Annotated in this window: 11 protein-coding genes; 3 read left to right on the top strand and 8 right to left on the bottom strand. The window is 68.1% G+C overall.

Annotated features, from left to right (window positions below; all coding sequences use genetic code 11):
• Positions 1-19 precede the first annotated feature (19 nt).
• A complete protein-coding gene (locus AB0I12_RS03190) occupies positions 20-679 on the top strand; it encodes an excalibur calcium-binding domain-containing protein (RefSeq protein ID WP_359923778.1) in 660 nt (219 codons plus the stop codon).
• Here AB0I12_RS03190 and AB0I12_RS03185 read toward each other — a convergent pair.
• Both AB0I12_RS03185 and AB0I12_RS03180 read right to left on the bottom strand, forming a co-directional pair.
• A complete protein-coding gene (locus tag AB0I12_RS03185; RefSeq protein WP_359923775.1) occupies positions 619-1515 on the bottom strand; it encodes a hypothetical protein in 897 nt (298 codons plus the stop codon). The genes AB0I12_RS03190 and AB0I12_RS03185 overlap by 61 nt on opposite strands.
• Positions 1516-1600: 85 nt before the next feature.
• Positions 1601-2962: an NAD-dependent succinate-semialdehyde dehydrogenase gene (locus AB0I12_RS03180; RefSeq protein ID WP_359923772.1), complete on the bottom strand. Its 1362-nt coding sequence runs from the start codon at positions 2960-2962 to the stop codon at positions 1601-1603.
• A gap of 206 nt (positions 2963-3168) precedes the next feature.
• Between AB0I12_RS03180 and AB0I12_RS03175 the strand changes: the two genes are divergently transcribed.
• The gene (locus tag AB0I12_RS03175; RefSeq protein ID WP_359923770.1) at positions 3169-5256 is read left to right on the top strand and encodes a M6 family metalloprotease domain-containing protein; all 2088 of its coding nucleotides are present in this window, start codon (positions 3169-3171) and stop codon (positions 5254-5256) included.
• Here AB0I12_RS03175 and AB0I12_RS03170 read toward each other — a convergent pair.
• Complete coding sequence (locus AB0I12_RS03170; protein WP_359923767.1) at positions 5221-5862, bottom strand: histone deacetylase; 642 nt, start codon at positions 5860-5862, stop codon at positions 5221-5223. The genes AB0I12_RS03175 and AB0I12_RS03170 overlap by 36 nt on opposite strands.
• Before the next feature lie 144 nt (positions 5863-6006).
• On the opposite strand from AB0I12_RS03170, the gene AB0I12_RS03165 reads away from it, so the two are divergent.
• Positions 6007-8037, top strand: a complete 2031-nt coding sequence (locus tag AB0I12_RS03165; protein ID WP_359923764.1) for a phosphocholine-specific phospholipase C — start codon at positions 6007-6009, stop codon at positions 8035-8037.
• Between the two features lie 65 nt (positions 8038-8102).
• Here AB0I12_RS03165 and AB0I12_RS03160 read toward each other — a convergent pair whose 3' ends face one another.
• The 5 genes from AB0I12_RS03160 to AB0I12_RS03140 are packed head-to-tail and all read right to left on the bottom strand — an operon-like array spanning position 8103 to position 13614.
• On the bottom strand, positions 8103-8990 hold the full coding sequence (locus AB0I12_RS03160) for an ABC transporter ATP-binding protein (RefSeq protein WP_359923762.1): 888 nt from the start codon (positions 8988-8990) through the stop codon (positions 8103-8105).
• The gene (locus tag AB0I12_RS03155) at positions 8987-9808 is read right to left on the bottom strand and encodes an ABC transporter ATP-binding protein (protein WP_359923759.1); all 822 of its coding nucleotides are present in this window, start codon (positions 9806-9808) and stop codon (positions 8987-8989) included. Before AB0I12_RS03155 ends, AB0I12_RS03160 begins: the two co-directional genes overlap by 4 nt.
• The gene (locus AB0I12_RS03150; RefSeq protein ID WP_359923757.1) at positions 9801-10676 is read right to left on the bottom strand and encodes an ABC transporter permease; all 876 of its coding nucleotides are present in this window, start codon (positions 10674-10676) and stop codon (positions 9801-9803) included. Before AB0I12_RS03150 ends, AB0I12_RS03155 begins: the two co-directional genes overlap by 8 nt.
• A gap of 5 nt (positions 10677-10681) precedes the next feature.
• Entirely contained in the window at positions 10682-11776 is a 1095-nt protein-coding gene (locus AB0I12_RS03145; RefSeq protein WP_359923754.1) for an ABC transporter permease, read from the bottom strand.
• The gene (locus AB0I12_RS03140) at positions 11773-13614 is read right to left on the bottom strand and encodes an ABC transporter substrate-binding protein (protein WP_359923751.1); all 1842 of its coding nucleotides are present in this window, start codon (positions 13612-13614) and stop codon (positions 11773-11775) included. The genes AB0I12_RS03145 and AB0I12_RS03140 overlap by 4 nt, the downstream gene beginning before the upstream one ends.
• Between the last annotated feature and the right edge of the window lie 48 nt (positions 13615-13662).

Raw genomic sequence — 13662 nt, 5'->3', positions numbered from 1 at the left:
GGGTACTGGGGGAGGAAGAGTGAGGCAGTTCAACGCACCGCCCGGATGGCCCGACCCGCCGACCGCGCGCTGGCGACCACCGAAACGCTGGCAACCGCCCGAGTCGTGGCCGCCTGCACCGCCCGGCTGGGCGTTCTGGGTCGACGCGTCCGGCAAACGGGTTCGCGGTCCGATCGGCAGGTACGGCGGACCCGGCAGGATCAAGGTCGGCGCGATCGCGGCCGTACCGCTCGCGCTGATCACGCTGGTGCTGCTCAACCCGTTCGGCAACGGCGACGAGTCCGCGAGCACGGCGCCCGTGCGGACCTCGGAGCCCACGTCGGCGCCGACGAGCACACCGGTCACGGAGCCGACGACCACCGGGCCGACAGCGACGACGGAGCCGACGACTCCGCGCCGGGCCGAGCCGAGCCCGGAACCGACGCCGACGCCGTCAGCGGTACCGTCGGAGAGCCGGACGCCAAGCGTGACGCCGAAGCCGACCGAGCCGTCGCCGACGAGCTCGCGGACGGAGCCGACGCCGACCACGGTCCCGGTCACCACCGGGGCGGCCGTGTACCAGAGCTGCGCGGAGGCTCGGGCGGCAGGCGCGGCACCGCTGCACCGTGGGGACCCCGGCTACTCGGCGGCGCTCGACCGCAACGGCGACGGCGTGGCCTGCGACCGCGGCAACTCCTGACGCAGGCCCTCGTTCCACAGCTCCTGCGTCTGGCTGATCCAGAAGGCGGCGAACAGCACGATCAGCGTGCCCTCGATCCACAGCACGGCATGCTCCCAGCCGAAGACCTTCTTCCAGCCGACCATCAGGAGCGGTACGACGACCATCGCCGCCGCGATCACGGAGTACCGGTTGGCCGGTGAGTGCCGGACCGCGTGCGTGCGCTGCTTGCGCCGGAACTGCTCGGCGTTCAGCAGGACGACCGCGACAATGCACCCGAACATCACGATCGCGGCCGCGTAGTGCGCGTCGCCGATGAACCCGGACCGGTCGACCAGGAACCAGGCCAGCCCGCCGCCGAAGATCAGCGCCGCGACCGCGAGACCGAGCACGTACATCGGCGTCCAGCCAGCGGGCTGCCGGATCCGGTCCCGGATGATGAAGACGGCGGCCAGCAGCAGGCACGGTACGCCGACCACGAAGACGGCGAGCATGTTGTTCGTGACGTTCGCGGCCGCGTCACCGAGCACGACCGGCACCGAGTGGCACCGGCCCTGCCCCGGCGTCGGCACCAGCGCGACGCCCGGAGCGAGGATGCCGGCCACGTTGAGCAGGATGTCCTCCGGCTCGGTGTTGCCCTTCAGCACCACCATGCAGACGCCGATGGTGATCAACGAGCCGACGAAGATCGCCCGCACCGGCGTGTAGTAGTACGCGCTGATCGAGGTCTGCAGGCAATGCGGATCAGTCGTGGACCACTCGATCACCAGCGACACGGCGAGCAGGGCGATCATGGCCACCATCGCCATCCGCAGGTACCGATAGGTCTTGATGGCGTAACCACCCGGCACGGTCATCCGCGGCCCCCTCGCGACGAGCTCCCTGGTGCCGTCAGTATGCGCCCGTTCACGGACCGACGCCGACCGGACGGAGCGCCGCCTGTCAGCCGAGCCGGATGGACTTCTTGTTCATGAACTCCTCGATGCCGGCCGGGCCGAGCTCGCGGCCGAGGCCGGAGCGCTTGATGCCGCCGAACGGCAGGTCCGCCTGCGAGCCGCCGGCGCGGTTGAGGTACACCATGCCGGCGTCGATCCGGTCGGCGACGCGGCGGTTGCGGTCGGGGTCGGTACCCCAGACCGAGGCGCCGAGGCCGAAAGGCGTGTCGTTGGCGAGCTCTACCGCGTGGTCCTCGTCCCGTGCTTCGAAGACGATCGCGACCGGGCCGAAGATCTCCTCGTAGTACGCGTCCATCTCCGGCGTGACGTCGGTGAGCACGGTGGCCTCGAGGTAGGCGCCGGGGGTGATCCGGTTCCCGCCGGCGCGCAGCGTGGCGCCTTGCTCGACCGCCTTCGCGACCTGTGCGGCGACCTCGTCCGCGGCGGCGGCCGAGGCGAGCGGCGGGAGCTTGGTCGCGGGATCGGCCGGGTCGCCGGGCAGGTAGTACTCCGTGACGCGCTTGGTCAGCCGGTCGACGTACTCGTCGTAGAGATCGGCGAGCACGATCATCCGCTTCGGCGCGTTGCAGGACTGCCCGCAGTTCCGCATCCGCGCGGTCGCGGTGGCGTTGACGGTCTCGTCCAGGTCGTCGGTGTCGAGGACGATCAGCGGGTCGGAGCCGCCGAGCTCGAGCACGGTCTTCTTCAGGTTCTTCCCGGCCTCGGCGGCGACCGAGATGCCGGCCTGTTCGCTGCCGGTCAGCGAGACGGCGGCGATCCGCGGGTCGGCGAGGATCGCCGGGATCTGCCGGCTCGAGGCGAACGTGTTCACGTACACGTCGGCCGGGACGCCCGCCGCGTGCAGGACCTCCTCGATCGCGCGCGCCGACCGCGGGCAGATCGAGGCGTGTTTGAGCAGGATCGTGTTCCCGAGCACCAGGTTCGGCGCGACGAACCGGGCGACCTGGTAGCACGGGAAGTTCCACGGCATGATCCCGAGCAGCGCGCCGATCGGCCCCTTGGTGATGACCGCCTGCCCGCCCTTGATGTCGATCGGCTCGTCGGCGAGCAGCGCCGGTCCGTGCTCCGCGTAGTACCGGAAGATGTCGACGACGATCCCGACCTCGCCGAGGCCTTCGCTGACCCGCTTGCCCATCTCCAGCGTCATCGTCGCGGCGAGCTCGTCGGCCCGCTCCGCGAACAACTCCGCCGCCCGCGCGACGATCCCCGCCCGCGCCTGCACACCGCGCCGCCGCCAGTCCGGGTACGCCGCATGCACCCGCCCGATCGCCGCCCGCACCTCCTCCTGCGTCGAGTTCGCCACTTCCTCCACCAGCACCCCGCGCGCCGGGTCGACAACCGAGTACATGGGCAACCTCCATCCAGAAGCCGAAGACGCCACCATACTGTATGCAATCCTGCTTTGAGCACCCATCAACCGTTTCGGACGCCGCGAACTGGTTGGTGGGTGCTCAAAGTCGCGGTGCAGCGCGCCGGGTCGTGTTGTGTCAGTTGTGTCTTGCGGGCATGCTCGTGGCTGCCCGTTGTCCCGCCTCTTTGATCGGATGCCCGCCCGTGTCTGAGCAACGGAAGTTTCGTCGTGTTGTGCAGCTGGTCGCCGTACTGGCTGCTGTTTCGGTGCCCTCGATGGCGCTTGCCGCGCCTGCGGCGCCGCCGGATCCGGTGAACGCCTGGCAGTATCCGCACTGGCCGCAGAAGCAGCCCTGGCAGGAGTCGGGGCCGGACTCGCGCGTCGCGAAGACGCTGTCGAGCGGTCTGCCGGGGCCGATCGACCCGCAGAACTGGGAGAACCCGGACCACATGACGTGGGACGACTACGTCAAACCGCCGGGGACCAACTGGGCCGACCCAAAGGTCCTGGGATCCCAGCGCACCTTCAAGGGCGCGCTCGTGCTGCTCGACTACCCGAACCAGGACTTCGTGGTCACCCAGCCCAAGGGCTCCACCGTGTTCGGCAACCCGAGCGCCGCCGCGAACGGCGTACCGCGGGACCAGGTCGCGAGCTTCTACCACGACTTCCTCAACAAGCCCGAGCCGCTGAACCACGGCCACACGCTGCACGAGTACTGGATGGAGGACTCCGGCGGCCGGTACGGCGTCGACCTCACCGCGTTCGGCCCGTACCGGATGCCCGGCAAGTCGCACGAGTACGCGATGGAGTTCCAGGGCCCCACGGCCTGCCCCGCCGGCGACACCTGCGACCGCGACATCCGCACCGACGGCCGCGCCGCCTGGGTCGCCGACCAGGGGCCCGACGTACCGGCCGGCTACGACTTCGTGTTCTTCCTCAGCGCCGGCCAGGACGAGTCGTCCACCTGGCAGGAGTTCGGGATGATGAAGTTCCCGACCAAGGAGGACGTCACCGACGACTTCGGCCCGCCGGACCCGGCGCTGCCGAACTGGTCCGACACCCGGTACGTCGACTGGACGTCGTGGGCCGCGGGCGCGTCGATCTGGCCGAACGCCGGCGGCGGCTCGTCGACCCAGGCGGAGAGCTCCGGGATGGCCGTGTTCGCGCACGAGTTCAGCCACATCCTCGGCATCGGCGACAACTACAACAATCCGTACGGCGTCCCGCCCCGGCGCGCGTACACGGGCATCTGGGAGATGCTCAGCCGGGGCAGCTTCAACGGCCCCGGCGGACCACACAGCCGCTGGATGATCCCGGCCACCGGCGGCGCCTCGATGGGCGCGCAACACATGCTGCGCAACAAGATCAAGCTGCAGATGGTCGACGAGCAGAACGTGCTGCGGCTGTCCCGCGAGGCGCTCGCGTCGTCGGGGGTGGTGATCGCGAACGTGAAGGCCCGCAGCGTGAACCCGGGCGCGAAGGACCTGTCCGGGATCAACATCGAGCTCGGCGGCGCCGGCGATCTGGACGCGCCGTGCAGCACCGCCACCGACCCGATGTGCGACGGCCGCGGCTACCAGAACTACACGGTCGAGGTCGTCGACCGGATGGGCACCGACTCGTTCACGCCCGACGCCGGCGTCCTGCTCGCGAAGACCAAGAACCAGGACCGCGCGCCGTTCGAGTGGGTCATCGACGCCAACCCGCAGAACATCAACATGACCGACTATGTGCTGCCCGACGGCACGAAGGTCCCGATCACGATCGGCGACTACCGGCAGCTGTCCGACGCGCTGTTCCACGCCGGCACGAACTCCGGCAGCGAGTACGAGTACACCGACACCGCGAACCGTCTGCACTTCTACGTCACCAACGTGCACCGCAACCGCCAGGGCATCCTGTCCTACACCGTCGCCATCCGCTCCCTCGACGGGGCGGGCGCCCAGCAGCGCGGCGTACGGCTGCTGCCGGCCGTCGCGAAGCCGGACCGCAGCGGCGTCCAGACCTGCAGCTTCAGCCTCACCAACACCGGCAAGGCCGGTACGACGTCAGGCCCCGAGGACATCACGCAGTACGTGAAGGGCGACGTCTACCGCCTGTCCGCCAAGTCCGACGGCTGGCCGATCTCCCTGCCGAACGCACTCGCCACCGCGAACGCGGGCCAGCAGGTGACCGTCCCCGTCCACACCAAGGCCGGTGCCGGTCCACTGGCCAAGATCACCCTGACCGCCACCTCCGAAAGCGATCCGACGAAGTCAGCGACCGCCACCTGCATCGCCGTCAAGCGCTGACCGCAGCGCGCCGGGCGTCCACGCCAGACCGACGCCCGGCGCCGCGTGCAGGTAGTCGATCACGCGCGTGAGCGCCCAGCCGTGGGCCTCGACCAGGCCGGTCGCGATCCAGCGCAGGTACGGCGCGGTGGGCGCGACCGGTTCGAGGTCCGCGGCGCTGTCGTGGGTGACGGTGAACATCGGGACGCCGTCGCGCTCCCCCAGGCGGACCACGGTCTCGTAGCGGCCGGGGCCCATGGTGTGGATCGCGTCGACGTCGGGCAGCAGCGCCGCCACGTCGCACGCGAACTCGCCGCCGGGATCGCGACGCATTTCCTGCGCGGCGACGTCACCGACCTGGCCGGGCGTCAGCAGGTACCCGCGCGCGGCCACCTGACCGGGCGCGGAAGCGTCGTAGAACGCGGAGCCGCCGCCCCAGACCTTGGAGGCGCCGGCGAAGACCAGACCGCCGGGAATCAGGACACCTGCGGTGCGGGCGGGATCGGAGCGATCACGGCAACCGGGGTACACCCGGGCGCCACCGTGTGGCCGTCCGCCGGACAGGTAGCAGCGGAATCGTGCGAGGGCGAGGTTGGAGCCGTAGGCGACGTACCAGACGCGATCCACCGCACCTCCGTGAGCCGGCCACCAGCTGCCCGCTCACAATAGTTTGAAACTCACTGCAACTGAACAGCACGGTTCACCTTCCGTCAGTTAAACGTTCAGACTAAGGTGCCGGGAGGCTCCACCCGCCCCGACAAGGAGACCCGCATGCCAGACATCAATCGCCGGAGATTCCTGCAGCTGGCCGGTGCGTCGGCCGCGTTCGCCGCGATGGCGGACAGTATCGAGCAGGCCGCCGCGATCCCGGCGCACCGCCGCCTCGGCAGCATCCAGGACGTCGAGCACATCGTCGTGCTGATGCAGGAGAACCGGTCCTTCGACCACTACTTCGGCACCATGAACGGCGTCCGCGGTTTCGGTGACCCGCGGCCGGTCACGCTGCCGAGCGGGAAGCCGACGTTCTACCAGAACGCGCTCGGCAAGGAGATCCTCCCGTTCCGGCCGGAGGCGGACAACCTCGGTCTGCAGTTCATCCAGGACCTCGCGCACAGCTGGCCGGACGCGCACCAGGCGTTCAACAACGGCAAGTACGACCAGTGGATCCCGGCGAAGAGCTCGACCACGATGGCGTACCTGACCCGCGAGGACATCCCGTTCCACTACGCGCTCGCGGACAAGTTCACGGTGTGCGACGCCTACCACACCTCGTTCATGGGCTCCACCGACCCGAACCGGTACTACATGTGGACCGGCTACACGGGCAACGACGGCACGGGCGGCGGCCCGGTCCTCGGCAACGACGAGGCCGGCTACGGCTGGACGACGTACCCGGAACGGCTCGAGCAGGCCGGTGTCTCGTGGAAGATCTACCAGGACATCGGCGACGGCCTGGACGCAGCAGGCAGCTGGGGCTGGATCAACGACGCCTACCGCGGCAACTACGGCGACAACTCGCTGCTGTACTTCAACAAATACCGCAATGCGCAGCCCGGGAACCCCCTGTACGACAAGGCGCGCACCGGCACGAACGCGAAGGCCGGCGAGAGCCTGTTCGCCCAGCTCGCCGCGGACGTGCAGAACAACCGGCTGCCGAAGATCTCGTGGATCGCGGCGCCGGAGGCGTTCACCGAGCACCCGAACTGGCCGGCCAATTACGGCGCCTGGTACATCTCCCAGGTCCTCGACGCGCTCACCGCGAACCCCGAGGTGTGGAGCAAGACCGCGCTGTTCATCACCTACGACGAGAACGACGGCTTCTTCGACCATGTCGTACCGCCGTACCCCCCGATGGACGCCAGCCAGGGCCTGTCGACCGTCGACCCGAACCCGGACCTGTACACCGGCAGCAAGGCCGCGCACGGCCAGTACGGTCTCGGTCAGCGCGTCCCGATGCTGGTGGTGTCACCGTGGAGCACCGGCGGCTACACGTGCTCGGAGGTGTTCGACCACACGTCGATCATCCGGTTCATGGAGACGCGATTCGGCGTCCACGAGCCGAACATCTCGCCGTGGCGCCGCGCGATCTGCGGCGACCTGACCTCGGCGTTCGACTTCGGTACGTCGGCCACGCGCCCGGCGCAGCTGCCGGACACCAGCGCCTATGAGCCGCCGGACAACAAGCGGCACCCGGACTACGTCCCGACGCCGCCCGCGGTCGGTCAGCTCCCGGCCCAGGAGCGCGGCTCCCGTCGTACCCGCCCGCTGCCGTACGCACCGGTCGTCGACGGAGCCGTTGCCGACGGCAAGTACCGGCTGAGGTTCGGGTCCGGGGCACGCGCCGGCGCGCAGTTCCTGATCACGTCCGCGAACCGTACCGACGGTCCGTGGACGTACACCACCGAGGCCGGCAAGACGGTCGCCGACAGCTGGAACCCGATCTACTCGGGCGGCGTCACCGACCTCACGGTGCACGGCCCGAACGGCTTCCTCCGCACCTTCAAGGGCAAGCCCGCCACCGGCCTGGAGATCACCGCCCGCGAGAACCCGGCCACCGGCAACGTCGACCTCACCTTCACGTCCGACGCCGCCCGCACGGTCACCCTCGCCGACTCCTACGGCGGCACGCCGAAGCAGATCGCCCTCCGCACAGGCAAGACCACCTACACCGTCACCACCACGAACCGCTGGTACGACGTCTCCGTCACCACCACCGCCGACACCACCTACCTGCGCCGCTTCGCCGGCCACGTCGAAACCGGCGCCGCGGGCGTGAGCGACCCCGCGATCAAGACGGTCTGACCACAGCAAACGGGGTCCTTGGACAAGCAATACCTTGTCCAAGGACCCCGGGGCTTGTCGCCGGTTCAGATGATCGGCGCCTCCGGCTTCGTGGTGTCGGCCGGGGTGTTGTCGTCGACCTGGTCGAGTTCGTCGACGGCGATGCGGCTGGTCCAGCGCTGGTCGGGGTCGGGTTGCGGGATGGAGTCCAGGAGGAGCTTCGTGTACGCATGCGACGGCTCGTGCATCACCTCGGAGACCGGGCCGCGTTCGACGATCTGGCCCTTGGTGATGACCATGACCTCGCCGCCGAGGTAGTAGACCGTGGACAGGTCGTGAGTGATGAACAGCGTCGTCATGCCGTGCTCGCGCTGGAAGTCGAGGAGGATGTCCAGGAAGTGCCGGCGCACCTGGGCGTCCAGCATCGACACCGGCTCGTCCGCGATGATGAACGACGGCCGCAGCATGTGCACCCGGGCCAGCATGATGCGCTGCCGCTGACCGCCGGACAGCTGGTGCGGGTACCGTCCGAGCACGTTCTCCGGCTCCAGCCGGACGGCGCGCAGCGACTCCTCGATCAGCGCGAGACCGGCCTCCCGGGTGGACGCCAGCTTGAACTTCTTCACCGCCTTCCAGAGCACGCGATCGACCCGGTAGAACGGGTTGAAGATCGCGTACGGGTCCTGGAAGACCGGTTGCACGTCGCGCCGGTACTCGTCGTACTCGGCCCGGCTCAGCTTGAAGATGTCCTTCCCGCCGTACAGCACCGATCCGGCCGTGGGCTTCTGCAGGCCGAGCACGTTGCGGGCGATCGTGCTCTTCCCGCTGCCGCTCTGGCCGACCAGGCTGATGATCTGCGGCGGCGACGCGGCCAGCGTGAAGCTCACGTCGTCGACCGCGGTCACGTACCCTTCCGCGACCCCGCGGGCGTGGAACCGTTGCTGTACGCCGCGGAGTTCGAGTTCCGACTTCATGAGGCCCTCCGTCCGACCTGCGGGATCGAATCGATCAGCTGCCGGGTGTACGGGTCCTGCGGATCCTTGAACACCTGCCGTACGCCGCCCACCTCGACCAGCCGGCCCTCGTACATCACCGCGACCCGGTCGGCGAGCTGTGCGTGCACGCCCATGTCATGCGAGATCACCATCAGCGTGACGCCGAAGTCGGTGCGCAGATCGGCGAGCGACTGCAGGATCACCCGCTGGATCGTCACGTCCAGCGCGGTGGTCGGCTCGTCGGCGATCACCAGGTCGGGCTCGAGCGCGACCGCGATCGCCATCAGAATCCGCTGCTTCATCCCACCGGACAGCTCGTGCGGGTACATCCGGGCCACCCGCGGCTCGAGACCCACCTGCGCCAGGAGCCGCGGAATCAGCTCGCCCAAGGAGTCCCTGCGCTGCGGCGCGTGTTCGAGGATGACGTCCTTGAACTGGTCCTCGACGCGCATCACCGGGTTCAGTGAGCTCATCGAGCCCTGCGGCAGGTAGGAGAGCGCCGACCACCGCAGCACCCGCAGCTCCTCGCCCTGCACCTTCAGCAGGTCGACCGGCGATCGGCCGGCCGGATGGAACATCGCTGAACCGCCCGTCACCTTGCCGGGCGCCTTCAGGAGCCGCAGCAGCGCGACCGCGAGGGTGCTCTTCCCGCTGCCCGACTCCCCCGCGATCCCGAGGATCTCGCCGCGGCGGACGTCGAGGTCGATCCCGCGGACCGCCTTCACGTCGCCGCGGTTGGTGGAGTAGGCGACCTCGAGTCCCTTGACCTCCAGGACGTTCCCGGACACGTCACTCACCGGCCACTCCCCTCAGCCGCGGGTTGTAGACCTCTTCCAACCCGATGTTCACCATGTTCAGCGCCGCGAACAGCAACGTCAGCAGCGCGATCGGTACGACGAACATCGGCCACGCTCCGAGCGTCAGCGCACCGGTGCCGATCGCGTTGAAGATGATCTGGCCCAGGTCGATCACGCCGCCCGGCCCGAGCCCGATGATCTCGAGTCCGACCAGGCCGAAGATCGCGCCCAGCGCCGACGACGCGAACCCGACGCCGATGAACGGCAGCAGGTTCGGCAGCAGCTCGGTGACGATGATCTCCATGTCGCGCGACTTGCTGACCCGCGCCAGGTCGACATACGGCCGGGTGCGCAGGCTGAGCACCTGGGACCGGATCGTCTTGGCCGCGAACGGCCAGGAGAAGATCGAGATCATCACGCCGACCTGGAACAGGCTGACGTTCTTCGCGTACGCCGACAGCGCGATCAGCAGCGGGAACGTCGGGATGACGAGCAGGATCCCGGTGAACGTCGAGAGCACGTTGTCGATCCAGCCGCCCTTGTAGCCGGCGACGAACGCGACGACGACACCGGCGACCGTCGAGATGACACCGGCGATCGCGCCGATCTGCAGTGAGACCGAGAGCGCCTTCACCACCATCGCGAACACGTCGCGGCCGAACTGGTCGGTGCCGAGCAGATGATCGGGTCCCGGGACCAGCCATTTGTCGTACGCCGCCAGCTCGATCGGGTCCTTGCCACCACCGATGGCCTTGGTGATCAGCGGGCTGAACAGCGCGATCAGCACCAGCGCCCCGAGGATGGCCAGTCCGGTCGCGAGGCGCCTGCTGTTCCGGATCGTCCGCAGTACCGCGGTCAGGATTCTCATCGCCATCACTTCCAGTACTTGACCCGCGGGTCGAGCAGCGGGAGCAAGAGGTCGAGGAGCAGGACAGCGGTCAGCACCGAGAAGATCGCGATGTCGGTGACGCCGAGGATGGTGTTGAAGTCGAGCTGCTGGATCGCGGTGACCAGCGTGGTGCCGAGCCCCGGGTAGTTGAACAGCTGCTCGACCAGCACGTTGCCGTTGAAGATGAAGCCGAGCGAGATGCCGAACGCGGTGACCTGCGGGAGGTAGCAGTTCCGCAGCGCGTACCGGGTCAGGATCCGCCAGCCCTTCAGGCCCTTCGCCTCGGCGTACACCAGGTAGTCCTCGCCGAGCACGGGGATCATCAGCATCCGGGTCGACAGGATCCAGCTGAACGTCCCGATGATCACGATCGACAGGCCGGGCAGCAACCCGTACTTGAGCACGCTGCCGATGAACTCCGGCGTGATCCCCGGATTGATGTTGGAGTCGTACGCCGATCTCGCAGGCAACACGCCCATCGAGTACGCGAAGATGTACACCAGGATCAGCGCGACGAAGAAGTACGGCACGTGCGACAGCGCGATCGACAGGTTGGTGGCGATCGCGGAGCCGAGCTTGCCGCGCCGCCAGCCGGCGATCGCGCCGATCACGACGCCGAGGATCCAGGCCAGCACCGCCGAGATGCCGAGCAGACCGATGGTCCAGGGCAACGACCGGAGGATGACGGTCTGGGCCGGCGTCGGGTAGTTGATCAGGCTCGGGCCGAGGTCGCCGTGCAGCACCAGCTTCTGCATGTACGTCACGTACTGCGTCAGCAGGTTCCCGTCCAGGCCGAACTCGTGCCTGTAGCGGGCGATGATCTCCGCGCTCGCGGTCTGGTTGTAGATGTAGTTCTGCTGCAGGGTCTGGATCAGTGTGTTGATCGGGTCACCCGGCATCAGCCGGAAGAAGAAGAACGCGATGGTGAGGGCACCCCACAGCTCGACCACGTACAACCCGAGCCTGCGCAGGGCGTACGCCGCCAGCGGATGCCGCGACAGCCAGGCCCGCACCCCCGATCGGGGCGCGGAGTCCTGGCTCTTGTCGACAGCTACCACCGGCGGGGCTTCCGCCGTCACGCCGGGCCCTTCTGCCCGGTGGGCTCGATCTTGCCGAGGACGAAGATGAAGTGCTGCCACCAGTTCAGCGGGACCTCGTACAGGTCGTCGTCGGTCGGCCAGCCCTTCCAGAACGTGGTGTTGAAGTACGACGGGTAGCCGGTCTGGATCACCGACAGCATCGGGAGCTCCTGGAAGTAGATCTCCAGCGCCTCCTTCAGCAGCGGCTTGGCTTCCTCGCTCTCCGGGTTCAGCCCGGCCAGCTTCTTGGAGATCTCGTCGAACTTCGCGTTCCGGAACCGCAGCTTGTTCTTGCCGGCCGCGTTCTTGCCGACCGGCTGGTACTTGTCGCTGGTCCAGTCGGTGTAGAGCTGCTCGGGGTCGATCGCGATCCCGGCCCAGCTGGAGTCGATGTCGTACTCGCCGCGCTGGAACTTCTCGTCGTGCACGTTGCCGGCCAGGCTGCGCAGCGTGGCCGGGACGCCGACCTTCGCGAGCTCGGTCTTCAGCACGTTCGCGATCGCGTACTCGCCGCCGTCGACCGGCGACGGCGTGATGATCTCGAGGTTGATCTCCTTGCCCTTGTACGTCCGCTTTCCGGCGGCGTTCTTCGGGGCGATCTCGTCGAGCAACTGGGCGGCCTTCTCGGGCGAGAACTCGAACTTGTACTTGTTCGCGATCTCGTCGTCCTTCCACTTGTCGTTGGTCGGGTAGTCCGCCCACGGGTACTGCGCCGGCGGCACCGGAACGGGCCAGATCGACTTGCCGATCTTCTCCCGGTCGAGGCAGTAGTTGATCGCCCAGCGCATCTTCGGCTCCGAGATCACGCCCCGCGACGGGTCGCAGTTCAGCCACATCACCCGCGGGTTCGGGTCGTGGAACTGGGTGGTCTGCAGGGCCGGGTAGCCGGTGTTGCGCAGCTGCTTGGCGTGCTGCTCGTCGATCGAGCCGACGTCGAACTCCGCGCGCTCGAACGCCAGTGACGCCTGGTCGAGCTGCTTCGACGTGCTCTGAAAGACGACGTACTGCGGCTTGACGTCGAGCTTGTCCTTGTTCCAGTAGTTCGGGTCCTTCTCCCAGACGAACATCTTCTGGGCGCGGATCGCCTGCTTCAGCTTGTACGGACCGCTGTGTACCGGCGGGTTGTCCTTGTACTTTGTCGGGTCCTGGGTCTTCCAGATGTGCTCGGGCATGATGCCGAGCGGCGGACCGGCGATCGCGGAGATGAAGTTGTAGTGGAACCGGGGCGTCGGCTTGAGCAGCTTGACGACCGCGGTCTGGGCGTCCGGAACGTCGATGGCCTTGACGAACTCCTTCAGCTCACCGCCGCCGCCGAACAGGTCCGGCCGGTCCTTCAGCAGCATGATCGTGAACTTGAAGTCGGCGGCGCCGAGCGGCTTGCCGTCGTTCCAGTGCGCCTTCGGGTCGAACTTGAACGTGACCTCGGTGAAGTCGTCGTTGTACTTGTACTCGGTGGCCAGCCACGGCTTCATCTCGCCGGTGGCGAAGCTGAGGTAGAACAGCGGCTCGGTGCTGAGCTCGACGCCGGCGCCGCCGGGCGAGCCGTTCGGGATCATCCCGTTGAAGCTGTCGAAGACCGTGTACTCGACCTGGCCCACGATGACCGCCTGGTCCCGCGGCACCGGGATGTTGGCCTTGCCGATCTGGATCGACTTGGTGGCGACGGGCTTGTTGTTGTTCGCCGGTTTGTCGGAGTACGAGGAGCCACCGCCGGAGCAGGCCGCCAGGAAGGCGGTCATCGCGGCCGCGGCACCTCCTCCGACCAGGCTTCGCCGACTCAGTTGATAGCGGACGACGTCGTTGACGTCTTCGAACTGGGGCCGCGGTGCTTCGTTCATGACGAAAGTCACCTCCGTTTCCGTTGCGCGGACGAGCTGATCACCGAC

Origin of the sequence: Kribbella sp. NPDC050459 (genome assembly GCF_040655315.1) — a bacterium.
Lineage (GTDB): Bacteria > Actinomycetota > Actinomycetes > Propionibacteriales > Kribbellaceae > Kribbella.
This window is presented reverse-complemented; position numbering and strand designations above follow the sequence as displayed.

Bases quoted from the DNA above. Each gene is read 5' to 3' on its own strand.
- AB0I12_RS03185 (WP_359923775.1), bottom strand. From the start codon at position 1,515: ATGACCGTGCCGGGTGGTTACGCCATCAAGACCTATCGGTACCTGCGG.
- AB0I12_RS03180 (WP_359923772.1), bottom strand. From the start codon at position 2,962: ATGTACTCGGTTGTCGACCCGGCGCGCGGGGTGCTGGTGGAGGAAGTG.
- AB0I12_RS03165 (WP_359923764.1), top strand. From the start codon at position 6,007: ATGCCAGACATCAATCGCCGGAGATTCCTGCAGCTGGCCGGTGCGTCG.
- AB0I12_RS03160 (WP_359923762.1), bottom strand. From the start codon at position 8,990: ATGAAGTCGGAACTCGAACTCCGCGGCGTACAGCAACGGTTCCACGCC.
- AB0I12_RS03150 (WP_359923757.1), bottom strand. From the start codon at position 10,676: ATGAGAATCCTGACCGCGGTACTGCGGACGATCCGGAACAGCAGGCGC.
- AB0I12_RS03140 (WP_359923751.1), bottom strand. From the start codon at position 13,614: ATGAACGAAGCACCGCGGCCCCAGTTCGAAGACGTCAACGACGTCGTC.